The organism is Streptomyces sp. NBC_01478 (assembly GCF_036227225.1).
Classification (GTDB): Bacteria; Actinomycetota; Actinomycetes; order Streptomycetales; family Streptomycetaceae; genus Streptomyces.
Window position 1 is genome coordinate 3382942 of sequence record NZ_CP109444.1, and the last position, 21772, is coordinate 3404713.

The window sequence follows — 21772 nt, forward strand, 5'->3', positions numbered from 1 at the left end:
TTGGTACGTACTCACCCGATGTCCTCCCTGATGCGCTCAGCCCCCCGCAGCCGCGCGGGTGCCGCCCGCCGGTTCTCGGCGACCTCTTCCTCGGTGGGAAGTTCGGCACCGCGCGTCAGGAGCTTGAGCCGGGGCTGGTACTGCTCGGGCACGACCGGCAGCCCGGGAGGCGCCGTGTTGGCGGCGCCGGCCGCGAACACCTGCTTCACCAGGCGGTCTTCGAGCGAGTGGTACGACAGGACGGCGATCCGGCCGCCCACGGCAAGGGACTTCACGGCGGCGGGAATCGCCCTCTCCAGGACGGACAGTTCGCCGTTGACCTCGATGCGCAGCGCCTGGAAGGTGCGCTTGGCCGGGTTGCCGCCGGTGCGCTTGGCGGCCTGGGGCAGCGAGTCGCGGATCAGCTCGACGAGCCGCGCGCTGTTGTCGAACGGCTCCTTGTCGCGCTCGCGGACGACCGCGGACACGATCCGCTTGGCCTGCTTCTCCTCGCCGTACGCCCGCAGGATGCGGACGAGTTCACCGGGCGCGTAGGTGTTGAGGACCTCGGCGGCGCTGATGCCGGTCGTCTGGTCCATGCGCATGTCCAGGGGCGCGTCCTGGGCGTAGGCGAAACCGCGGTCGGCCTCGTCCAACTGCATGGAGGAGACGCCGAGGTCGAACAGAACGCCCTCCACGCGCGCGAGGCCGAGCCGCTCCAGTACCTCGGGCAGTTCGTCGTAGACGGCGTGCACGAGGGTGGCGCGGTCGCCGAAGGGGGCGAGGCGCTCGCCGGAGAGGCGCAGGGCTTCCTTGTCGCGGTCGAGGGCGACGAGGCGGGCCTCGGGGAACCGGGTCAGCAGGGCCTCGCTGTGCCCTCCGAGCCCGAGGGTGCAGTCGACGACCACCGCTCCCGGTCGCTCCAGCGCGGGGGCCAACAGGTCCAGGCACCGCTGGAGCATCACCGGGACGTGTCGACTGTTGCTCAAGGGGCCCTCTCAGGTCCGGCGGGCCCGTACGCACCGCCGGGTCCCCGCCCGCTCAAGAAGGGGAGGCCTGCCGGCGCCGGAAGCGTCAGCCGACCGGGAGCGGGAGGAGGCCGAGCCGTACGTACGCGCCGCGCACGTGGGGAGAATCCGGAAAGTCGCCGGGGTCTCCGGGAAAAGTCCAGCAGGGAGAGCCTCGCCTCCCGCTTCGCGCAACTTTAGTCCACGCTGTCTCACGGTCAATCAACCGGCCTGCGCGTCGCGGGCCGGGGAGCGTGCGAAGCCTCAAAACGGGAAGAATCACCCACACGGGTGCACCCCCGCCACCCGTGTGGGTTACCTCACAAGAGGACGCGATGACGCTCTTTTTCCCCTCCCGCACCAAGACCGCACCGCCGGTGACCAGTACCGTCATAGGTATGACGACCTCCGCATCCGTACCCACAGAGTCCGAAGGCGCCATAGTCGACGGCGGGACCGTGACGGACCGCCTCGTCGAGGCCAACGGGCAGTACGCCGCCGCCTTCACCGATCCCGGGATGGACGCCCGTCCCGTCCTGCAGGTGGCCGTCGTGGCCTGCATGGACGCCCGTCTCGACCTGCACGCCGCGCTGGGCCTGGAGCTCGGCGACTGCCACACCATCCGCAACGCGGGCGGCGTGGTCACCGACGACGTGATCCGTTCCCTCACCATCAGCCAGCGCGCGCTCGGCACCCGCAGCGTCGTGCTCATCCACCACACCGGGTGCGGCCTGGAGTCCCTCACCGAGGAGTTCCGGCACGACCTGGAGATGGAGGTCGGCCAGCGCCCCGCCTGGGCGGTGGAGGCCTTCCGGGACGTCGAGCAGGACGTACGGCAGTCCATGCAGCGTGTGCGCACCTCGCCGTTCCTGCTGCACACTGATGATGTGCGCGGCTTCGTCTTCGACGTGAAGTCGGGTCTGCTGCGCGAGATCGACCCCGCCTGACGCACCCGCCCGCCCCGAAAACTTCGAAAAGTTCGCCGCTCGGACCGCCCAAAAGGTCGCAAGACCCGACAAAGCGAAGGCAGTTGTCCACAGGCGAGTGACACGAACCGGTAACGGCAACAAGAATGCGGGTGTGGCGTCACGCGGAACTTTTCCCGCGTGCCGTCCGTGTTTCGGGGTGGGCCGGTCCGCAGCGTATGCGCCGGCCCATGGAAAGAACGGGCCGAGGAGGGCCGGGTGACGACCTATGACGATCGAGCGAGCCTTACAGATCTGACCGCCACTGTGGAGCGAGTCCGCAGTTCGGTGGAAGGAGTGATCGAGGGCAAGCCCGAGGTCGTACGGCTTTCGCTGACCGTGCTGCTCGCCGAGGGACATCTTCTGATCGAGGACGTTCCGGGTGTGGGCAAGACAATGCTGGCCAAGGCGCTGGCGCGGTCGATCGACTGTTCGGTGCGGCGAATCCAGTTCACGCCAGACCTGCTGCCCTCGGACATCACCGGTGTGTCCATCTGGGACCAGCAGCAGCGGGACTTCGAGTTCAAACCGGGCGCCATCTTCGCCCAGATCGTGATCGGCGACGAGATCAACCGCGCCTCGCCGAAGACCCAGTCCGCGCTCCTGGAGTCCATGGAGGAGCGGCAGGTCACCATCGACGGCCAGACCTACGAGCTGCCCAGCCCCTTCATGGTGGTCGCCACGCAGAACCCGGTCGAGATGGAGGGCACCTATCCGCTGCCCGAGGCCCAGCGCGACCGCTTCATGGCCCGGGTCTCCATCGGCTATCCCAGCGCGGAGGCCGAGCTGCAGATGCTGGACATCCACGGCGGGGTCAGCCCGCTGGACGACCTCCAGCCCGTGGCGCACGCGCACGACATCGTCAAGCTGGTCGAGGCGGTCCGCGGCGTCCATGTCGCCGACCCGGTGCGCAGGTACGCGGTGGAGCTGGTCTCCGCCACGCGCAACCACCCCGACCTCAGACTCGGCGCCTCCCCGCGCGCGACGCTGCACCTGCTGCGCGCGGCGAAGGCCTCCGCCGCCCTGAGCGGCCGTGAGTACGCGCTGCCGGACGACATCCAGGCGCTCGCGGTCGCGGTCCTGGCCCACCGCCTGCTGCCCACCGCCCAGGCCCAGTTGAACCGTCGTACGGCCGAGCAGGTCGTGCAGGAGATCCTCCAGCGCACCCCCGTGCCCGCGGCGCCGTCCCCGCAGAGCGGCCTCGGTCTCGGGGCGTACGGCCAGCAGCCGCCCCGGAGGCTGTGATGACCACCGGGGAGGCGGAGACCGACCGGGACGAGAAGGGCGGTGTCCGTACGGCCCTGGCCGGGCTGACCACCCGTGGACGCTCGTTCCTGGCCGCAGGCATCGCCGCCGCCGTCTGCGCGTACGTCCTGGGGCAGAGCGATCTGCTCCAGGTCGGAATCCTGCTGGCCGTGCTGCCGCTGATCTGCGCGACCGTGCTCTACCGCACCCGCTACCGGGTGGCCGGCAGCCGCCGGCTCTCCCCCGCGCGCGTGCCCGCCGGCAGCGAGGCCCGCGTCCATCTGCGGATGGACAACGTCTCGCGGCTGCCCACGGGCCTGCTGATGCTCCAGGACCGGGTGCCGTACGTGCTCGGCCCGCGCCCCCGCTTCGTCCTGGACCGGGTCGAGGCGGGCGGCCGGCGCGAGGTGTCCTACCGGGTCCGCTCGGACCTGCGCGGCCGCTATCCCCTGGGCCCGCTCCAGCTCCGTCTGACGGACCCCTTCGGGATGTGCGAACTGACCCGCTCCTTCTCGACCTTCGACACCCTGACGGTCATCCCGCGCGTGGAGGCCCTCCCCCCGGTCCGCCTCAGCGGCGAGGCCAAGGGCTACGGCGACGGCCGCAACCGCTCGCTGGCCCTGGCGGGCGAGGACGACGTGATCCCGCGCGGGTACCGCTACGGCGACGACCTGCGCCGCGTGCACTGGCGCTCCACCGCGCGCTACGGCGAGCTGATGGTGCGCCGCGAGGAGCAGCCCCAGCGCGCCCGCTGCACGGTCCTGCTCGACACCCGGGGCATCGCCTTCGCGGGCCAGGGCCCCGACTCGGCTTTCGAGTGGGCCGTCTCGGGCGCCGCCTCCGTCCTGGTGCACATGCTGGAACGGGGCTTCTCCGTACGGCTGTTGAGCGACACCGGCAACTCGGTGCCCGGCCAGGACGCCGACGGGTTCGCGGGCGCGAGCCAGGAGTCGGCGGACGCGGCCGGACTGATGATGGACACCCTCGCGGTGATCGACCACTCGGACGGCGCGGGCCTGTCCCGGGCCTACGACGTCCTGCGCGGCGGGAACGAAGGGCTTCTGGTGGCCTTCTTCGGCGACCTCGACGAGGAACAGGCGGCGATCGTCGCCCGGATGCGCCAGCGCAGCGGGGGCGCCCTCGCCTTCGTGCTGGACAGCGACGGCTGGGTGCGTGAGTCGACCGACGTCTCCGGTCCCGGGGACGGGCAGGAGGAGCGGCTGCGGATGCTGCGCGACGCGGGCTGGACCGCCGTGGGTGTGCCGCGCGGCGCATCCCTGACGGACCTGTGGCAACAGGCGGACCGGGAGCGCAACGGCATCACCGCGACCGGCCTCGGGGAGGGATGGGCATGAGCGGGCGGGCACGACTGGCGATCTGCGCCTGGGCGGCCACACTGCTGGCGTCCTGCGCGCTGCTGCCCCTGGTCTCCCCGGCGACCTGGATCGTCCAGGCCGCCTTCATGCTGGCGATCCAGACCGGGGTGGGCGCGGCGACCCGGCGGGTCCCCCTGGCCCGGCCGCTGACCGTCGCGGCGCAGGCCCTGGTCACGCTGCTGATGCTGACCCTGGTCTTCGCGCACGCGCAGGCCTTCGCCGGGATCGTCCCGGGCCCCGAGGCCTTCCGGCACTTCGCCGACCTGCTGCAACAGGGCTCTGACGACGTCTCCCGGTACGCGATCCCGGCACCGCTGCACGACGGCATCCGGCTGATGCTCATCGGCGGTGTCCTGGTGATCGGCCTGGCGGTGGACACGCTCGCGGTCACCTTCCGCAGCGCGGCCCCGGCCGGACTGCCGCTGCTCGCGCTGTACTCGGTGGCCGCCGGGCTGTCCGAGAGCGATTACGGCTGGCTGTGGTTCCTGTTCGCGGCCGCCGGCTATCTGACGCTGCTGCTGGCCGAGGGCCGGGACCGGCTCGCCCAGTGGGGCCGGGTCTTCGGCGGGGCGCCCCGCACCACCTCGGGCCCGGAGTCCTCGGGACCGCTCGCCCCGGTCCGTACCGGGCGGCGGATCGGCGCGGTCGCGATGGCCGTCGCCCTGCTGCCGCTGCCCACCATCTCGGGCGGCCTGCTGGACACCGCCGGGACAGGCGTGGGCTCGGGCACCGGTGGCGGCGGCACGATCTCCGCGGTCAACCCGCTGGTCTCGCTGCGCGACAGCCTGAACGTGGACGAGAACCGCCAGGTCCTGTCCCTGCGGGCCAGCACGAACGACAGCTCGGACATGTATCTGCGGATCGTGTCCCTGGACGACTTCGACGGCACCACCTGGAAGCCGTCCCAGCGGCACATCGAAGGTGTGCCGGACACGTTCCCCACCCCGACCGGCCTCGGCGCGGACATCAAGCGCTCGGTGATCCAGACCCGGATCTCGGCGGCGGACTGGTACGCCCAGGACTGGCTGCCGATGCCGTACCCGCCCAGCGGCGTGAAGATCGACGGCAGTTGGCGCTACGAGCCCGTGGGCATGACCGTCGTGGGCGATCACGGGCAGAACACGCGCGGGGTGACCTACACGGTCGACAGCCTGGACGTGCAGCCGACCGCGGAGCAGTTGGCCACGGCGCCGGAGCCGTCGGCGAACCTGAGGAAGCAGTACACCGAGGTGCCGAAGTCGCTGCCCGCGGTGGTGGCCGACACCGCCCGCAAGGTCACCGCGGGCTCGACCAGTCACTACGAGCAGGCGGTCAAGCTCCAGGACTACTTCGCGGTGACCGGCGGCTTCCAGTACGACACCCAGGTGGACGTCGGCACCGGCCGCGACGCGATCGCCAAGTTCCTGAAGGACAAGCAGGGCTTCTGCGTCCACTTCTCCTTCGCGATGGCGGCGATGGCCCGCACCCTGGGCATTCCGGCCCGGGTCGCGGTGGGCTTCGCGCCGGGCACCCCGGAGGCGAACGGCACGGTGTCGGTGGGCCTGAAGGACGCGCACGCCTGGCCGGAACTGTACTTCGAGGGCGTGGGCTGGACCCGCTTCGAGCCGACCCCGAACCGGGGCTCGGTGCCGTCCTACACCCAGGCGACCACGCCCGGTAGCGACGTCCCGGACCCGGCCGGCTCCTCGGCCGCGACGAGCGCGGCGCCCTCCGCGGCCCCCTCGACGAGCGCGAGCTGCACGGCCCAACTGCAGAAGCTGGAGGGCTGCACGAGCCAGGCCCCGGCGATCGTGGCGGGCGACGACTCGCACGGCCCCTTGTGGTACGTGCAGGTGGTGCTGGTCAGCCTGGGCGTGCTCCTGCTGCTGACGATCCCGTTCTCGCCGCTGCTGTGGCGGACCCGGATGCGCTCGGTACGGCTGGGAGCGCACGGTCGTACGGAGGCGGAGGCGGCGATCCACACGCTGGCCGTGTGGGAGGAACTGACCGATACCGCCTGGGACTTCGGGATCTCGCCCGACGAGTCGCTGACCCCGCGCAAGGCGGCGGCCCGGATCGTGCGGCTCGGGCAGCTCGACCCGTCGTCCGCCGCCTCGGTGCACCGTGTGGCGGACGCCGTGGAGCAGGTCCTGTACGCGCCTCGGCCGCAGTTGACGGCGGGGCTCGTGAAGGACGTCCGGCGGGTGATCGTCGGGTTCAAGGACGCGGCCGGCCGCTCCACGGAGTTGCGCGCACTGGTCGCCCCCCGCTCGACCGTCCGGGTGGTGTGGGCGCTGTCGGCCTGGCGGACGTCGGTGACGACGCGGGCGGCGGCGCTGCGGCCGACCCTGCGCAAGCCGTCCGGCCAGCAGGGCTGAGGGGCCCGGCGAGGGAGAAGCAGGGCATACGGGAGGGGGTGACCACCGGTTCGGTGGTCACCCCCTCACTCGTGTCTTGAGGAGCGCCGCGTGCGCTGCGGGCCGGGTGCCGCTACTGGCCCTGCTGCTCGTCGCGGCGGCGCTGCCAGCGCTGCTCGATACGATCCATCACCGAGCGCCGCTGCCGTCCCTGACGGCGGGCGTGCGGTGCGCCCGCGGCGGGCTGTTCGCCAGGCTTGGGGGCTTTGCGCCAGCCGGTCACGACGAGCACCGCACAGCCCAGCATGACGAGGAACCCCATCACGCTGACCCAAATCTGCTTGGCGACCATTCCTGTCATGAGGAGCGCAATACCCACGAGGAAGCCGGCCATCGCCTGGTAGACCCGTCTCCGGGTGTACGTGCGCAGCCCGCTTCCCTCAAGCGCTGTCGCGAACTTGGGATCTTCGGCGTACAGCGCTCGCTCCATCTGCTCGAGCATTCGCTGCTCGTGCTCCGAGAGCGGCACGGAGTCCTCCTCATCGTGCAGTCGCCGGGGCGACCCGGGGGGTCCCTTCAGGATAGGCAGGGAATCGCCCCCGTGAAACCCGCCCCTCTACGCCAATTGACCAACCGGAATCCGTCAAGGCCGTTCCGGCTCGCTGAAGCTTCCATTCCCCAGCGACCCTCCCGTCATGCCGGGCGGTCTCCCTCGATCATACGGCGCCGGGCCCCCGATCGGGGGGCCTGTGGCGTACTCCATGTGCGGCCGAGCCGCTGATCAGGGGGTCCGGCACGGGAGGCCACTCACGCCTCGCCGGCACCTCGCGTCTCGCCGAGCACATGAAGCTGCGTGGCCACGGAGTGGAACGCCGGGAGCTCGGCCGCCGCGGCCTCCAGCTTCAGCAGCGCGTCCAGGGCGCCGGGCTCGGTGTCCACGAGCACTCCGGGCACCAGGTCGGCGAAGACCCGCACCCCGTGCACGGCGCCGACGTGGAGCCCCGCTCCCTCGACGTACGCGGCGAGCTGCTCGGCGGTGAAGCGGTGCGGGACGGGATCGGCGGCGCCCCAGCGGCCGTTCGGGTCGTCGAGGGCCTGGCGGGCCTCCGTGAAGTGTCCGGCGAGGGCGCGCGCGAGCACGGCACCGCCGAGCCCGGCGGCGAGCAGGCTCAGGACGCCCTCGGGGCGCAGCGCGGCCACCACGGTGCGGACGCCCTCGGCGGGGTCGTCCACGTACTCCAGGACGCCGTGGCACAGCACCGCGTCGTAGCCGCCGCGCTCGACCACGTCGAAGAGGCCGTGGGCGTCGCCCTGGACGCCCTGCACGCGGTCGGCGACACCGGCCTCGGCGGCGCGGCGCTCCAGCGCGAACAGCGCGTTCGGGCTGGGGTCGACGACGGTGACGCGGTGGCCGAGGCGGGCGACGGGCACCGCGAAGTTGCCGCTGCCGCCTCCGGTGTCCAGGACGTCCAGCGCGTCCCGACCCGTGGCCTTGACCCGGCGGTCGAGGGCGTCCTGAAGGACGTCCCAGACCACGGCGGTACGGAGGGAGGCGCGGGGGCGGCTCGGGTCCGACACGGCAGTTGACTCCTCGGCGCGGCACCGCCTGTGCACGGCGGAGCGAACGGGCTGCCTCCCCGGCCCGGGTGCGGGCGGAGGGAAGGCTTCAGGCGCCCTCCACCCTATTGCCTCCGGTGCCGTACCTGGTCATGTGTCTCGCGCGGCGAACTCCGTGCTCACCCGGCGCGGTCCTCCGGCCGCTCCGGGTCCTGGCGTGGCTGGGGCAGGACCGGCTGGAGGACGAGCATCCGCTCGACCAGGCGCAGGAACATCGCCACGTCGCGTATGAGGTCGTCGGCGTCCCGGCGGGTCGCCGCGCCCTGGATGCCCGCCTCGGCCCGGGCACGGCGCCGGGCTCCGGAGGCGAACAGGGCGCTCCACTCGGTGAGTTCGGGTGCTATCTCGGGGAGCACTTCCCAGGCGCTGCGGATACGGCCCCGGCGTCGGCTGGTGGGCTCTGGCTGGACCCGCGCGGCGAGTACCGCGGCGGCGGTGCGCAGGGCGGCCAAGTGGGCTGTCGCATAGCGCTCGTTCGACGTCTCGAGGATGGCTGCCTCGTCCAGTCCGGCGCGGGCCTGGGCGAGGAGGTCGAGGGCGGCGGGCGGGGCCGTGGCCCGGCGGAGCACGGGGTGCACATCGCTCGCCGGGCCGGTCAGTGAGGGGGCAGGGCCGGCGGCGCGGCGCCGACGGGCGGCGGCTGCGGACGGGTGGGCCATGACGAACCTCCTGTCGTCGTGTGACGGCACGCCCAGTCAGGTGGTGCCGTATGTGCCCATCGTGAGGTATGGCACTGACAATCCGTTCTGACCTGCGCTTTTGCTTCGATCGAAGGTTCGCGTTAGTTTTTGCACTGACCAGTCAGTTCAAAAATACGGGATGGGGAAGCCGTGGGTGGGGTCGGTGTCACCACCGAGGACTTCGGGCTCAAGGGGCCGCGCGGCTGGGCGTTCCGGGGAATCTCCCTGGACGCCGGGCCCGGCTCGCTGATCGCCGTCGAGGGGCCGTCCGGGTCCGGGCGTACGAGCCTGCTGCTCGCGCTCACCGGGCGGATGAAGGCGTCCGAAGGGACCGCCCGCGTGGGCGAGTTCACGCTGTCGAAGCAGTCGGCGGCCGTACGGCGGGTGAGCGCGCTGGCCAATGTCGCCGGGGTCTCCGACCTCGACCCGGCGCTTACCGTCGGCGAGCATCTGCGTGAACGGGCGTTGCTGCAACGGCGGTTCGGGGACTCCGTGCGCGCGTTGCTGCGGCCGCGGTCCGAGCGGGCGGTGGAGGCGGGGCTGCGGATCGAGCGGGCGCTGACCGCCGCCGGTCTCGACCGCGAGGCGCTGCCCAAGGGAGCGCGGACCGCCGTACGGGATCTGGAACGGCCGCAGGAGGTGCGGCTGTCCATCGCGCTGGCGCTCGTCGGGCGGCCCGCGCTGCTCGGTGTGGACGACGTCGATCTCAAGCTCTCGGATGCCGAACGGGCGGAGATCTGGGGCCTGTTGAGGTCCCTCGCGGATTCCGGGACGACCGTCGTGGCGGTGTCCGCCGAAGGAACGGAGAAGGCCGATGCACGCGCCACGACTGGCCGCGCTTGAGCTGAGGCGCTTCGGCAGGGGGAAGCTGCCGCGTGCCGCGCTCGTCGCCCTCCTGCTGCTGCCGCTGCTGTACGGCGCCCTGTACCTGTGGTCCTTCTGGGACCCGTACGGCCGCCTGGACCGCATCCCCGTGGCGCTCGTCAACGACGACAAAGGGGCCAGTGCCGACGGGAAGAAGGTCACGGCGGGCGACGACATCACTCAAGGGCTGCGCGACAGCGGGACGTTCGAGTGGCACGAGGTGAGTGCGGCCACCGCGCGGAAGGGCGTCGAGGACGGGACGTACTACTTGTCGTTGACGATGCCGGCCGACTTCAGTGAGCGCGTCACCTCCAGTGCGGGCGACTCCCCGGAGACGGGCGCGCTCCAGGTGCGGACGAACGACGCGAACAACTACATCGTCGGGCAGATCTCCCGGACGGTGTTCAGCGAGGTGCGGTCGGCCGCGTCCACGAAGGCCTCGCGGACCTTCCTGGACCGGATCTTCGTGTCGTTCTCCGACATCCACGGCGAGACCGTGAAGGCGGCCGACGGCGCCGACAAGCTCAAGGGCGGCATCGGTACGGCCAAGGAGGGCTCCAAGGATCTCGCCGACGGCCTGAAGGACGCCAAGGAGGGCAGCGGCAAGCTCTCCACGGGCCTGAAGAGGCTCGACACGGGCGCGGGCGACCTGGCGGACGGCTCGCGGCAGGTCGCGGCGGGGACGCAGACCCTCGCCGACACGGTCAACGGGGTCGCCGACAAGGTGGGGCCCTTCCTGAAGGACAACGAGAAGACCATCGGGGACACGGCTCAGTTGGTCGCCGACTCGGCGAAGACGATCCGCGCCAACCTGGGCACCCTGGTGAAGACGGCCCCGGTCGCCGCCAAGGGCGCGCACGCGGCTTCGGACACCCTGGACGAGGTCTACAGGGCGCGCTGCGAAAGCGTCGTCCTGAAGGATGACGCCTGTCCCGACCTGAAGAAGGCCGCCACGGCCGCCTCGGATGTCGCGAAGGTCGCCGACGACGTGAACAGCCTGGTGGCCGATCAGAACGGCGACCTGAAGAAGCTCGACGCGAACCTCCGCACGCTCCAGACGCAGGCCCAGGCGCTCGCCGACCGCGCACCGCACCTCGCCGAGGACCTCGACGACGCGGTGGCCAAGGTCAACAGGTTGAACGACGGTGCCTCGAAGGTCGCCGCGGGTGCCAAGAGCCTGCACACGGGGCTCGGCACGGCCAAGACCGGCGCCGTCGACCTGGACACCGGAGTCGGCAGACTCAGGACAGGGGCCGTGGATCTCAGCGGCGGCCTGTACAAGCTCGTCGACGGCTCCGGGAAGCTCGCCGGCGGACTGCACGACGGCGCCGCGCAGATCCCGGACTACGACAAGCAGGACCGCGACCAGCGCACCGGCGTCATGGCCGACCCGGTCCAACTCGCCTCCCAGGACCTGCACAAGGCCCCCAACTACGGCACCGGATTCGCCCCGTACTTCATCCCGCTGTCCCTGTGGGTGGGCGCGATGGTGGCCTACATGCTGATCGCGCCCATGAACCGGCGGGCGCTCGCCGCCGGTGCCTCGGCCTGGCGGATCGCGCTCGCGGGCTGGCTGCCGGTGGTCGCGGTCGGGGTGCTCCAGACGGTGGCCCTGATGGCCGTACTGCACTGGGCGATCGGCCTGGAGATGGCACGCGCGGCCGGCACGGTCGGCTTCCTGTTCCTGGTGACGGCGTGCTTCGCGGCGATCGTGCAGTGGCTGAACGCCCGGTTCGGGGCGGCGGGCCGGATCCTCGTACTCGCCCTGCTGATGCTCCAGTTGACGTCGGCGGGCGGCACCTATCCGGTGCAGACCAGCCCGGGCTTCTTCAACGCGATCCACCCCTTCTTGCCGATGAGTTACATAGTCGAGGCCCTACGGAGGCTCATCACGGGCGGCGGTCTGGAACCGGTGTGGCACGCGTGCGTGGTGCTCACCGCCTTCACCGCGGGTGCCCTCGCACTGACCGCGCTGTCGGCGCGCCGCCGCCAGGTGTGGACGCTGGACCGGCTGCACCCGGAGCTGACCCTGTGACCCCGCCCAGGACCCCGACACCCGTGCCCGGCGCCGGAGCCGGGCCTGTGACAATCAGGCCCATGGAAAGCAGCAGCACCCCGTCGGGCGGCAGCACGCGCCGCGAGGCCACCCGGCAGAAGCTCTACGAGGCAGCCGTCACGCTCATCGCCGAACAGGGCTTCTCGGCCACCACGGTGGACGAGATCGCCGAGCGTGCCGGGGTCGCGAAGGGCACCGTCTACTACAACTTCGCCAGCAAGTCCGTCCTGTTCGAGGAGCTGCTGCGGCACGGCGTCGGCCTCCTCACCGCCTCGCTGCGGGAGGCGGCCGAGCAGACGGCCCGGGACGGCGGCAGCAAGGTGGACGCCCTGGACGCGATGATCCGCGCGGGCCTCGGCTTCATCGCCCGCTACCCGTCCTTCACCCAGCTCTACGTGGCCGAGCTGTGGCGCACCAACCGCTCCTGGCAGCCCACGCTCATGGTGGTGCGGCAGCAGGTGAACGCGGCCATCGAGGACGTGCTGCACGCGGGCGTGGACAACGGCGAGTTCAGCCCTGGGATCGATGTCCGGCTGACCGCGGCCGCGCTGGTCGGGATGGTCCTGGTGGCCGCCCTGGACTGGCAGTCGTTCCAGCCGGAGCGCTCTCTGGACGACGTCCACTCGGCGCTGTCCCGACTGCTCCAGGGGCGGGTCAGCGGGGGCCGCTGAGCGCACACACAGAAGCGCCGGTCCGTTGTGGCCGCGTCCCCCGCGGGCCACCTCGAACCGGCGCTCCCTTGTGCTTCCCCCGTACGTTCCCCCTGTTGGAACCCCCGTTGGTCAGTCCCAGGGCTCCCCCGTGCCTCGCTTCCGCCGAGAATCCGGCGGAAGGAGCGGCCAAGGGCGCGGGCCCCGTTCCGCCGCCCCGTGTCGGCGGTACCGGAGCCGCGCCCCTTTCCGTGTCTCCACTCTCTCGTTCGCGCAGGTCGCACCCCATCCGCGCGCGTACTCATCTCACTCCCTAGGTACGGATACTCAGCCGTACGCACTCAGGCCCAGGACGCCCCGTTGCCGAGTGGTTACTATCGCCTCCGTGTCCGTACTCCCCCTGGTCTTCACCAGCGGCTGGGCCAGCGGCGTCAACGCGTACGCGGTGGTGCTGCTGCTCGGGATCTTCGGCGCGACCGGAGTGACCGACGCGGTCCCCGAGTCGCTGCAACGCCCCGAGGTCCTCATCGCGGCGGGCGTGCTGTTCGTGTGCGAGGCGATCGCCGACAAGATTCCTTACGTCGACTCCGTGTGGGACTCCGTGCACACGCTGATCCGGCCGGCCGCCGGGGCCTGGGTCGGAGCGGTCCTCGCGGGGCACAGCGGTTCGCTGAACGACGTGGCGGCGGGAGTGATCGGCGGTTCGACGGCGCTGGCCAGCCATACCGTCAAGACCGGGACGCGGATGGCGATCAACACCTCGCCCGAGCCGTTCAGCAACGTGATCATGAGCTTCGCGGAGGATCTCGGGGTCGGCGGGATCGTCACGTTCGCGATGTTCCATCCCGAGGCGGCGGCGATCATCGCGGCCGTGCTGCTGGCCGCCGGACTCATCGTCCTGTTCTTCCTGATCTCGCGGATCCGCCGCTTCCTGCGCCGCCGGGCCCAGCGCCGGGAGGAGAAACGCCTCGCCTCGCACATGGGCCGACCACCGGACCCGCCACCGTGGTGACAGCCCGTGGCCGGACTGTCAGTGGCGGCCGATAAAGTCGCAGGCATGGCACGGATTGCGGTGATCGGCGCCGGCATGGGCGCGATGGCGGCCGCTGCCCGGCTGGCCGTCGCGGGCCACCGGGTGGCGGTGTACGAGCGTACGGAGACGTACGGCGGTGCGGTGCGCCGCTTCGAGCGGGACGGGTTCGCCTTCGACACCGGCCCCGGACTGCTGCCCGTGCCCGCGGTCTTCCGCGACCTGTTCATCAAGACCGGCAAGGAGCCGCTGGAGGACCTGGTCGAGCTGGTCCAGGTCGACCCGTCCTCCCGGCACGTCTTCGCGGACGGCGCGGCGGTGTCGTTGCCGAACGCTTCCCGCGCAGGTGTCGTCACAGCCCTGGAGGAGGCCCTGGGCGGCGGCGCGGGGCAGCGCTGGGGCGACTTCCTGATCAGGGCCCGCGAGGCCTGGGACCGCACCCGCAGACCCCTCCTGGAGGAGCCCCTGTGGCCCAACTGGTCGGTGCTGGCCGGGCAGGAGCCCTATCCGGCGGTCCCGCACAAGAAACTGCTGCGCACGCGCAGGGCGAGCACCCTCGCCGAGATCGGCGCATGGGAGCTGCGTGACGAGCGCCTGACGGCCCTCCTGGAGAGCCACGCGCTCGCGTACGGCCTCGAACCCCGGACCGCTCCGGCCAGCGCGGCCGTGCTGCCGTACATGGAGCACGCCTTCGGCACCTGGTATGTGCGGGGCGGCATGCGGGAGTTGGCGCGCGCGGTGTACGAGCGGTGCGTGGCGAGAAGGGTCGAGTTCGTCTTCGGGGCCGAGGTCACCCGGGTCCTGGAGAAGGACGGGCGGGCGGCGGGGATCGAGCTGGCCGACGGTCAGGTGGTCGACGCGGACCATGTCGTCGCCGACGTGGACCCGGCGCGGCTGCGGGCCCTGACGGACCGTCCGCTGGACGAGGACGGCGATGTGCGGGCCGATCCGGACTCGCCCCGGCCGGTGCGCTTGACGCTCCTGCTGGCGCTGCGCGGCCCGCGCGAGGCCGGAGCCGTCCACCGGACAGTGGTCCACGCGCCGGACCGCGAGGCCGAGTTGGACTTCCTGGTCTCCCCCGGCGGCGACGAGCCCCACTGTCCCACGGTGACCGTGCTGCGCCCGGACGACCCCACGCTGCGGCCGGACGGCGAGCACGAGTCGGCGGTGGTGTCCGCCGTGCTGCCGGGCGAGGCCGGCTGGGAGGACGCGGGCACGGTCCGGCGGTACACGGACTTCCTCCTCGAAGCCGCCGGACGGGCCGTCCCGGGGCTGCGCGAGCGTCTGTTGTGGCACGAGGTGCGCACCCCCGGGGACACGGAGGGCGAGACGGGGGCCCGCTTCGGCGCCGTACCGGCCCCCTCGCTCGCGGCGGGCCGGGGCCGTTTCCTGCACCCGGCGAACAGCACGCGCCTGCCCGGGCTCTACCGGGTCGGCGGCTGGTCGCACCCCGGCGGCGGGCTTCCGCACGCCGGTATGTCGGGGGCGCTGGTCGCCGGGCTGATCGTGGAGGGACCGCAGTTCAGAGGGTCTCAATAGGCTTCAGAAACGGTACTGCTCGTCGTAGCCGGTGTTCTGCTGCGGCTGCTGCTGGCCGTTCCCGTTCTGAGTGTTGGCGTCGTACGGGTACTGCTGCTGCTCCGGCGGGACTTCGCCGCCGTAGGTCTCGTCGTTGCGCTGCTGCGGGACCCACACGCCGCCGGCCGGGGTCTCGCCGCCGTAGCCGGTGTTGCCGTACTGGTCCTGCGTGTAGCCCTGCTGGGGGTACTGCTGCTGGCCGTCGTAGCCCGTGTCGTAGCCGGTGCCGCCGTACGTCTGGGTGCCGATGTACGGGTCGGAGTAGGCCGCGTACTGCTGCTGGCCGGTCGTGTCGTAGCCGTACTGCTGCTGGTCGTAGCCCGTGTAGTTGGCGTCGTAGCCGTAGGACTGGTCCTGGGGCTGGCCGGCGGCCGCTGCCGCGTACGCCTGGTCCGTACCCGCGTAGTCGGGGTCGGTGGCGTTCGCGAACGCGGCAGCGCTGTACACGCCGTAGGAACCGGTGTCGTCCGGGAGGGGCTGCGGCTCGTAGACCGAGGTGGACTCGGCGGCCGTGGGAGTGAGGGGGCGGTTCGGGGTGAACACGTCGTCGCGGTCGAAGTCGTCGTCCTGGCCGAAGGCCGACTTGTTCTGGCCGTACTCCTGGAAGCCGCTCTCCGCCCCTTCGAGGCCGGAGGCCTCCAGGTTCGGGTCCTGCTCGTCCGGCTCGCCGCGGCGGCGCTTGGTGCCACCCGCGCCCGGTCGGCCGGAGACCGCCCAGCCCGCTTCGAAGCCGCGGCGGAACGACAGCGTGACGTAGGTCTGGCCGACGGCGAAGGCCACCGCGCCCAGGCCGATCACGACGACGGAAGGGATCAGCACCCCGAGCACGACGCCCAGGAAGCCGACGAAGGCGAGCAGCCGCCAGCGCAGCCTCGCCTTGTACTGCAGCAACACCTCACCGAGCAACCACAGTGCGACGATGCCGAACGCGATGTAGAGGACCGTCCAGCCCATGTACGCCCCTCTCCCAGTGGCCGCTACGCAGTGTGTCGTATGTCCGGGCGGCCGGTCTAGGCCCGCGGTGGGTGGTGCAGGCCCAGGTTCTCGTAGATTTCCAGCGTCGCCGTGGAGTTGTTGAGCGTAATGAAGTGCAGTCCTGGCACTCCCTCGGCCAGCAGCCGGGCGCAGAACTCCGTGGCGAAGTCGATCCCGATCGAGCGTACAGCGGCCGGATCGTCTTTGGCTGTGAGGATTCGCTCTTTCAGAGCGGCCGGGATGTCTGCGTTGCTGAGCTGCGGCAACCGCTCCAGCATCCGCACGCTGGTCACCGGCATGACCTCGGGGATGACCGGAGTCGTGCAGCCCGCCGCCTCGACGCGGTCGCGCAACCGCAGGTACGACTCGGGTTCGAAGAACATTTGCGTGATCGCGTAGTCGGCGCCGGCCCGGCACTTGTCGACGAAGTGCGCGACGTCCGTGTCCCAGTCCGGGGAGCGCGGGTGCATCTCGGGGAAGGCCGCGACGCCGACGCAGAAATCGCCCGATTCCTTGATGAGCCGGACCAGTTCGGCCGCGTACGTCAGGCCCCGCGGGTGCGCCACCCAGTCGGCCATGGGGTCGCCGGGCGGGTCGCCGCGCACGGCGAGGATGTTGCGGATCCCGGCGTCGGCGTACTGGCCGATGATGTTGCGCAGTTCGGCGACGGAGTGGTCGACCGCGGTGAGGTGGGCGACCGGGGTGAGCGTGGTGTCGGCGACGATCTGCTCGGTCTCCCGGACGGTGCCCGCGCGGGTCGAGCCACCGGCGCCGTAGGTCACGGAGACGAAGTCGGGGGCGACCGCCTCGACCCTCCGCAACGCGCTCCACAGGTTCCGCTCGCCCTTGGGGGTTTTCGGCGCGGAGAACTCGAACGAGTACGTCGCCTTGCCTGTCGCGAGCATGTCGCGCACGGTGCGTGCGCGATCAGTCCTGGTGGATGCGGTTCCGAAGGCCATACCCGCAGGTTAGTCAGGGCGTGGCGGTCACCCAACCGGAACGGGGAATTTGCCTGTTTTGTCGCCCTCTTGTCCACCCATCGGACAGCAAGGCTCCAGCCGTACGCCCCTCAGGCCTGCCGCAGCCTCTTCGCGAACTCCGCCGCCGCCGCGCCCGGATCGTCGGCCTCCGTGATCGCCCGTACGACGACGACCCGGCGGGCGCCCGCTTCGAGCACCTCGTCGAGGTTGCCGAGGTCGATGCCGCCGATGGCGAACCAGGGGCGGTCGGTGCCCAGGGCGGCCGTGTACCGGACCAGGTCGAGGCCGGGCGCGTGCCGGCCCGGCTTGGTCGGGGTGGGCCAGCACGGGCCCGTGCAGAAGTAGTCCACGCCCTCCTGGACGGCGGCCGCGGCGGCCTCCCGCTCGGCGTGCGTGGAGCGGCCGACGAGGATGTCGTCGCCGAGGATCGCCCGGGCGGCGGGGACCGGGAGGTCACCCTGGCCCAGGTGCAGTACGTCGGCGCCGGCGGCGTGGGCCACGTCCGCGCGGTCGTTGACCGCGAGGAGTCTGCCGTGCCGGGCGCAGGCGTCGGCGAACACCCGGAGGTGCTCCAGCTCCTCGGCGGCCTCCATGCCCTTGTCGCGCAACTGCACGATGTCGACCCCGCCGGCCAGGACCGCGCCCAGGAACTCCGCGAGGTCGCCCTGGCGCCTGCGGGCGTCCGTGCAGAGGTAGACCCGGGCGTCGGCGAACTCCGCGCGCGCGGAGACGGCGGTTGCGCCGGGCAGGTGGGTGTCGGGCATGCAGGTGTCCCCCGTTGTCATGGCGTGGTGCCGTGTACGGGCCGCGGGCGAGCGTCGCCGCGGCCCGTACACCGGTCGGTCGTGCGGGTCAGACGGCGAGCGCCTGGGCGCGGCGCTTCACCTCCGTGCCGCGATTCTCGCTCAGGGCCTGCGCGGGGGTGCCGGGCAGGCTGGGGTCGGGGGTGAAGAGCCATTCGAGCATCTCTTCGTCGGAGAAGCCGTCGTCCCGCAGGAGCGTCAGGGTCCCCGTGAGGCCCTTGACGACCTTCTGCTCGGCCCCGTCGATGAAGGCGGCGGGGACGTGCAGCGCGCGGTTCTCACCACGGCGCACGGCGATGACTTGGCCGTCCTTGACCAACTGCCGCACGCGTGTCACCTCGACATCGAGCATCTCTGCGATGTCGGGCAGCGTGAGCCAGGCGGGGACGAGAGCATCGATCTTTGCGTCAATCTCGGTCACGGAAACAGCGTGCCATCCCGGACTGACAGTCGGAAGTCGGGCCGGTCCGACCCGGGGGGACGAACTAGGCGATAGCAGCCTTCATCGGCTGAGAAGGGTCCGCCAGCAGCTCGGGATTCATCGGGGTGGCCGATTCGATCAGACGGCGGCCCTGGGCCAGGTCACGGGGGCGGCCGACCGCCAGGAGGGCCACCAGACGGTCCCCGCGCAGCCAGCAGACACTCCACGCCGGGGTGGCCGGGTCACCGCGCCACAGGGTGGTGTCGGCGGACGCGTGATGACCGGCGTACTGGACGAAACGGCCGAACTGCTCCGACCAGAAGTACGGCACCGGGTCGTACACCGCCGGGGTCTCCCCGACGATGTTCGCGGCGACCGTGCGCGGGCCCTGGAGGGCGTTGTCCCAGTGGTGGACCAGAAGGCGCTCGCCGTACCTTCCCGAAGGGAAGGAGGCGCAGTCGCCGACCGCGTACACGTCCGGGACCGAGGTGCGCAGCCCGTCGTCGGCGAGGACCTCGCGGTGCGCGCCCAGTTCGATGCCGGAGCCCGCCAGCCATGCGGTCGCGGGGCGGGCGCCGATGCCGACCACGACGGCGCCCGCGGGCAGCCGGGTGCCGTCGTCGAGGACCACCTCGCCGGGTTCGACGTGCGCCACGCGCGCGTGGGTGCGCAGCGTGGCTCCGGCGGCGGCGTACCAGGCGGCCATCGGCGCGGCCACCTCGGCGGGCAGCGCACCCGCGAGCGGCCGGTCCGCGGCCTCCACGACGGTCACCGCGCAGCCCGCCTCGCGCGCGGCCGTGGCGAACTCGGCGCCGATCCAGCCCGCGCCGACGACCACGATGTCGTGCTGCCGGGCGAGCACCGGCCGCAGCCGCTCGGCGTCGTCCAGGGTGCGCAGCAGATGCACCCCGGGGATGCCGTCGGCGCCCGGCAGCCGGATCGGTTCGGCACCGGTCGCGAGGACGAGGACGTCGTAGGGCACCGGGCCCTCGGCGGTGTCCAGTTCGTGGTCGGCGGGGCGCACGCCCACCACCTCGCGCCCGAGCTGCACCTCGATGCCGAGCGCCTCGAAGTCGACGTCGAAGGCGGAGCCCTCGGCCTTGCCGAGCAGGACGGCCTTGGACAGCGGGGGCCGGTCGTAGGGCTGATGGGGTTCCGCGCCGATCAGCGTGACGGTGCCGGTGAAGCCCTGTTCGCGCAGGGCGACCGCGGTCTGCACCCCGGCCATGCCCGCGCCCACGACGACCACGCGCCGTCCCGTCCCCGCGCCCTGTCCCCGTGTCTGCTCGCTCATCCGATCACCATAGACACCTGACAAATCGTCAGTCAGGGGGCGCGGTCAGTGACCTGTTCCACAACACTCGTCCCGCTGCCCGCCTGCGACTCCCACTCCCAGGTCTCCTCAAGGCGCACGCGACCGTCGGGCAGCTCGACCACCTCGGACACGCAGTGCCCGCAGGACGTCGTCCCGTCGGTCTTCAACTGCACGTACCGGAAGTCGAGTCGGTCCCCCGCGCGCGTGCCGACGAGATGGCCGCGGACGACGTCGCCGCCCGCGTACCCGGCCCAGATCTCGCCGTCCCGCTCGTGGTAGGCGAACCGGGTGCGGGTGCCGACCTGACCCGGTGCCTGGTCCGCGACCGGGGCGAGGACGAGACCGTCGAGCGAGCGGGCCATGGACGGAGGCTCCCTTACTGGGACATGGGGTACGGGCTAGGGTGGCCAACGTACAAGCACTCGCGGGAGTCCGGACGCACCGGGCTGAGAGGGAGGCTGGCGGCCTCCGACCGTACGAACCTGATCCGGGTCATGCCGGCGAAGGGAGGGGCTGGACGCCCATGCCTACACGTACGTCAGACGTCCTCGTCGTCGGGGGCGGGATCATCGGCCTGGTCACGGCCTGGCGCGCGGCCCAACGCGGGTTCGCGACGGCCGTCGTGGACCCCGAGCCGGGTGGCGGGGCCGCCCAGGTGGCCGCCGGCATGCTGGCCGCCGTCACGGAGCTGCACTACGGCGAGCAGACCCTGCTCGCCCTCAACCTCGCCTCGGCGCACCGCTACCCGGACTTCGCGGCCGAGCTGACCGACCTCACCGGCCGCGACCTCGGCTACCGCCGCTGCGGCACCCTCGCCGTCGCCCTGGACGCCGACGACCGCGCCCACCTCCGCGAACTGCACGCCCTCCAGCACCAGTCGGGCCTGGAGTCCGAGTGGCTGTCCGGGCGCGAGTGCCGGCGCCTGGAGCCGATGCTCGCGCCGGGGGTGCGTGGCGGGCTCCGGGTCGACGGGGACCATCAGGTCGACCCGAGGCGGCTGGCGGGGGCGCTGGTGGCCGCCTGCGAGCGCGCCGGGGTCGCCTTCCACCGGACGTGGGCCGAGCGGCTGACCGTCGTACGGGAGCGGGCCGCCGGGGTCGTCACGCGCGAGGGCGAGACGCTGGGCGCGGACCAGGTGGTCCTCGCGGCCGGCAGCCTCAGCGGGCGGCTGGCCGGGGTCCCCGACGACGTCCTGCCGCCCGTACGGCCCGTGAAGGGGCAGGTGCTGCGGCTGACCGTGCCGGAGCGCCACGCGCCGTTCCTGAACCGGACCGTGCGGGCCGTGGTGCGCGGCAGCCACGTCTATCTGGTGCCGCGCGAGAACGGCGAGCTGGTCGTCGGCGCGACCAGCGAGGAACTGGGCTGGGACACCACGGTGACCGCCGGCGGGGTCTACGAACTGCTGCGCGACGCCCACGAGTTGGTGCCCGGGATCACCGAACTGCCGCTCACCGAGACCCGGGCCGGGCTGCGCCCCGGGTCCCCCGACAACGCGCCGCTGCTCGGCCCGACCGCGCTGCCGGGACTGCTGCTGGCCACCGGGCACTACCGCAACGGCGTGCTGCTCACGCCGGTCACCGGTGACGCCCTGGCGCATGCGCTGGCCACCGGTGAACTCCCGGACGAGGCACGCCCGTTCACGCCGAAGCGATTCGCTCGCACGGAACGCACGGAACCCGTGGAGCAGCCCGCATGAACGTCTCCGTCAACGGGGAGCCCCGGGTGATCGCTCCCGGCACGGCTCTCGACGCCCTCGTGCGGACCCTGGCCCCGTCGCCCTCCGGTGTGGCCGCCGCCCTCAACGAAACCGTCGTCCCGCGCGCGGAGTGGCCCTCGACCTCCCTCTCCGAGGGAGACCGCGTCGAGGTCCTCACCGCCGTCCAAGGAGGCTGACC

21 protein-coding genes and 1 riboswitch are annotated in these 21772 nt (G+C 72.0%); of the genes, 11 read left to right on the forward strand and 10 right to left on the reverse strand.

Annotated elements, in window-relative coordinates; genetic code table 11:
- Window positions 1–11 precede the first annotated feature (11 nt).
- Window positions 12–968 carry a 16S rRNA (cytosine(1402)-N(4))-methyltransferase RsmH gene (gene rsmH / locus OG223_RS15260; protein ID WP_329247925.1) on the reverse strand — a complete coding sequence of 319 codons (957 nt, stop codon included), beginning with the start codon at window positions 966–968 and terminating at the stop codon, window positions 12–14.
- Between the two features lie 416 nt (window positions 969–1384).
- On the opposite strand from rsmH, the gene OG223_RS15265 reads away from it, so the two are divergent.
- From OG223_RS15265 to OG223_RS15280, 4 genes are all read left to right on the forward strand, one after another.
- Entirely contained in the window at window positions 1385–1933 is a 549-nt protein-coding gene (locus OG223_RS15265; RefSeq protein WP_329247928.1) for a beta-class carbonic anhydrase, read from the forward strand.
- Window positions 1934–2170: 237 nt separating this feature from the next.
- A complete protein-coding gene (locus tag OG223_RS15270) occupies window positions 2171–3196 on the forward strand; it encodes an AAA family ATPase (RefSeq protein ID WP_329247931.1) in 1026 nt (341 codons plus the stop codon).
- The gene (locus OG223_RS15275) at window positions 3196–4551 is read left to right on the forward strand and encodes a DUF58 domain-containing protein (RefSeq protein WP_329247933.1); all 1356 of its coding nucleotides are present in this window, start codon (window positions 3196–3198) and stop codon (window positions 4549–4551) included. The genes OG223_RS15270 and OG223_RS15275 overlap by 1 nt, the downstream gene beginning before the upstream one ends.
- Window positions 4548–6929 (forward strand): transglutaminase TgpA family protein, encoded by a 2382-nt coding sequence (locus OG223_RS15280; RefSeq protein ID WP_329247935.1) that lies wholly within the window; start codon window positions 4548–4550, stop codon window positions 6927–6929. Before OG223_RS15275 ends, OG223_RS15280 begins: the two co-directional genes overlap by 4 nt.
- Window positions 6930–7041: 112 nt before the next feature.
- Here the strand turns inward: OG223_RS15280 and OG223_RS15285 are convergent, their stop codons facing one another.
- From OG223_RS15285 to OG223_RS15295, 3 genes are all read right to left on the reverse strand, one after another.
- The gene (locus OG223_RS15285; protein WP_200681676.1) at window positions 7042–7437 is read right to left on the reverse strand and encodes a DUF3040 domain-containing protein; all 396 of its coding nucleotides are present in this window, start codon (window positions 7435–7437) and stop codon (window positions 7042–7044) included.
- Between the two features lie 278 nt (window positions 7438–7715).
- A complete protein-coding gene (locus tag OG223_RS15290; protein ID WP_329247940.1) occupies window positions 7716–8486 on the reverse strand; it encodes a methyltransferase in 771 nt (256 codons plus the stop codon).
- 158 nt (window positions 8487–8644) lie between these two features.
- On the reverse strand, window positions 8645–9184 hold the full coding sequence (locus tag OG223_RS15295) for an SAV_6107 family HEPN domain-containing protein (RefSeq protein ID WP_329247943.1): 540 nt from the start codon (window positions 9182–9184) through the stop codon (window positions 8645–8647).
- Between the two features lie 171 nt (window positions 9185–9355).
- On the opposite strand from OG223_RS15295, the gene OG223_RS15300 reads away from it, so the two are divergent.
- The 5 genes from OG223_RS15300 (at window position 9356) to OG223_RS15320 (ending at window position 15344) form a co-directional block, all read left to right on the forward strand.
- Window positions 9356–10048, forward strand: a complete 693-nt coding sequence (locus OG223_RS15300; protein WP_329247946.1) for an ABC transporter ATP-binding protein — start codon at window positions 9356–9358, stop codon at window positions 10046–10048.
- Window positions 10020–12104 (forward strand): YhgE/Pip domain-containing protein, encoded by a 2085-nt coding sequence (locus OG223_RS15305; RefSeq protein WP_329247950.1) that lies wholly within the window; start codon window positions 10020–10022, stop codon window positions 12102–12104. Before OG223_RS15300 ends, OG223_RS15305 begins: the two co-directional genes overlap by 29 nt.
- 62 nt (window positions 12105–12166) lie before the next feature.
- Window positions 12167–12796: a TetR/AcrR family transcriptional regulator gene (locus tag OG223_RS15310; RefSeq protein WP_329247953.1), complete on the forward strand. Its 630-nt coding sequence runs from the start codon at window positions 12167–12169 to the stop codon at window positions 12794–12796.
- Between the two features lie 364 nt (window positions 12797–13160).
- A complete protein-coding gene (locus OG223_RS15315; RefSeq protein WP_329247956.1) occupies window positions 13161–13787 on the forward strand; it encodes a DUF4126 domain-containing protein in 627 nt (208 codons plus the stop codon).
- 45 nt (window positions 13788–13832) lie between these two features.
- Entirely contained in the window at window positions 13833–15344 is a 1512-nt protein-coding gene (locus OG223_RS15320) for a phytoene desaturase family protein (protein WP_329247958.1), read from the forward strand.
- Between the two features lie 3 nt (window positions 15345–15347).
- On the opposite strand, the gene OG223_RS15325 is transcribed toward OG223_RS15320, so the two are convergent.
- From OG223_RS15325 to OG223_RS15350, 6 genes are all read right to left on the reverse strand, one after another.
- Window positions 15348–16337: an SCO2102 family sporulation regulator gene (locus OG223_RS15325; RefSeq protein ID WP_329247961.1), complete on the reverse strand. Its 990-nt coding sequence runs from the start codon at window positions 16335–16337 to the stop codon at window positions 15348–15350.
- A 56-nt stretch (window positions 16338–16393) separates the two neighbouring features.
- A complete protein-coding gene (gene metF, locus OG223_RS15330) occupies window positions 16394–17317 on the reverse strand; it encodes a methylenetetrahydrofolate reductase [NAD(P)H] (protein ID WP_329247964.1) in 924 nt (307 codons plus the stop codon).
- Window positions 17318–17427: 110 nt separating this feature from the next.
- Window positions 17428–18102 (reverse strand): thiamine phosphate synthase, encoded by a 675-nt coding sequence (gene thiE, locus OG223_RS15335; protein WP_329247966.1) that lies wholly within the window; start codon window positions 18100–18102, stop codon window positions 17428–17430.
- An 88-nt stretch (window positions 18103–18190) separates the two neighbouring features.
- Window positions 18191–18562: an Rv2175c family DNA-binding protein gene (locus OG223_RS15340; RefSeq protein ID WP_043675439.1), complete on the reverse strand. Its 372-nt coding sequence runs from the start codon at window positions 18560–18562 to the stop codon at window positions 18191–18193.
- A gap of 64 nt (window positions 18563–18626) precedes the next feature.
- Complete coding sequence (locus tag OG223_RS15345; RefSeq protein ID WP_329247971.1) at window positions 18627–19856, reverse strand: NAD(P)/FAD-dependent oxidoreductase; 1230 nt, start codon at window positions 19854–19856, stop codon at window positions 18627–18629.
- Window positions 19857–19888: 32 nt separating this feature from the next.
- Entirely contained in the window at window positions 19889–20239 is a 351-nt protein-coding gene (locus tag OG223_RS15350) for a hypothetical protein (protein WP_329247974.1), read from the reverse strand.
- A 52-nt stretch (window positions 20240–20291) separates the two neighbouring features.
- Window positions 20292–20403, forward strand: a riboswitch (TPP riboswitch).
- Here OG223_RS15350 and thiO point away from each other — a divergent pair.
- Complete coding sequence (thiO, locus tag OG223_RS15355; protein ID WP_329247975.1) at window positions 20401–21573, forward strand: glycine oxidase ThiO; 1173 nt, start codon at window positions 20401–20403, stop codon at window positions 21571–21573. It overlaps the preceding riboswitch by 3 nt.
- Window positions 21570–21770: a sulfur carrier protein ThiS gene (thiS, locus tag OG223_RS15360; protein ID WP_329247978.1), complete on the forward strand. Its 201-nt coding sequence runs from the start codon at window positions 21570–21572 to the stop codon at window positions 21768–21770. The genes thiO and thiS overlap by 4 nt, the downstream gene beginning before the upstream one ends.
- The last annotated feature ends 2 nt before the right edge of the window (window positions 21771–21772 follow it).

Excerpts from the sequence above, each read along its gene's own strand:
- thiE (WP_329247966.1), bottom strand. The coding sequence starts at position 18,102 with ATGCCCGACACCCACCTGCCCGGCGCAACCGCCGTCTCCGCGCGCGCG.
- OG223_RS15320 (WP_329247958.1), top strand. The coding sequence starts at position 13,833 with ATGGCACGGATTGCGGTGATCGGCGCCGGCATGGGCGCGATGGCGGCC.
- OG223_RS15295 (WP_329247943.1), bottom strand. The coding sequence starts at position 9,184 with ATGGCCCACCCGTCCGCAGCCGCCGCCCGTCGGCGCCGCGCCGCCGGC.
- thiS (WP_329247978.1), top strand. The coding sequence starts at position 21,570 with ATGAACGTCTCCGTCAACGGGGAGCCCCGGGTGATCGCTCCCGGCACG.
- OG223_RS15265 (WP_329247928.1), top strand. The coding sequence starts at position 1,385 with ATGACGACCTCCGCATCCGTACCCACAGAGTCCGAAGGCGCCATAGTC.
- OG223_RS15345 (WP_329247971.1), bottom strand. The coding sequence starts at position 19,856 with ATGAGCGAGCAGACACGGGGACAGGGCGCGGGGACGGGACGGCGCGTG.
- OG223_RS15275 (WP_329247933.1), top strand. The coding sequence starts at position 3,196 with ATGACCACCGGGGAGGCGGAGACCGACCGGGACGAGAAGGGCGGTGTC.
- OG223_RS15310 (WP_329247953.1), top strand. The coding sequence starts at position 12,167 with ATGGAAAGCAGCAGCACCCCGTCGGGCGGCAGCACGCGCCGCGAGGCC.
- OG223_RS15305 (WP_329247950.1), top strand. The coding sequence starts at position 10,020 with ATGCACGCGCCACGACTGGCCGCGCTTGAGCTGAGGCGCTTCGGCAGG.
- OG223_RS15280 (WP_329247935.1), top strand. The coding sequence starts at position 4,548 with ATGAGCGGGCGGGCACGACTGGCGATCTGCGCCTGGGCGGCCACACTG.
- metF (WP_329247964.1), bottom strand. The coding sequence starts at position 17,317 with ATGGCCTTCGGAACCGCATCCACCAGGACTGATCGCGCACGCACCGTG.
- OG223_RS15325 (WP_329247961.1), bottom strand. The coding sequence starts at position 16,337 with ATGGGCTGGACGGTCCTCTACATCGCGTTCGGCATCGTCGCACTGTGG.
- thiO (WP_329247975.1), top strand. The coding sequence starts at position 20,401 with ATGCCTACACGTACGTCAGACGTCCTCGTCGTCGGGGGCGGGATCATC.
- OG223_RS15350 (WP_329247974.1), bottom strand. The coding sequence starts at position 20,239 with ATGGCCCGCTCGCTCGACGGTCTCGTCCTCGCCCCGGTCGCGGACCAG.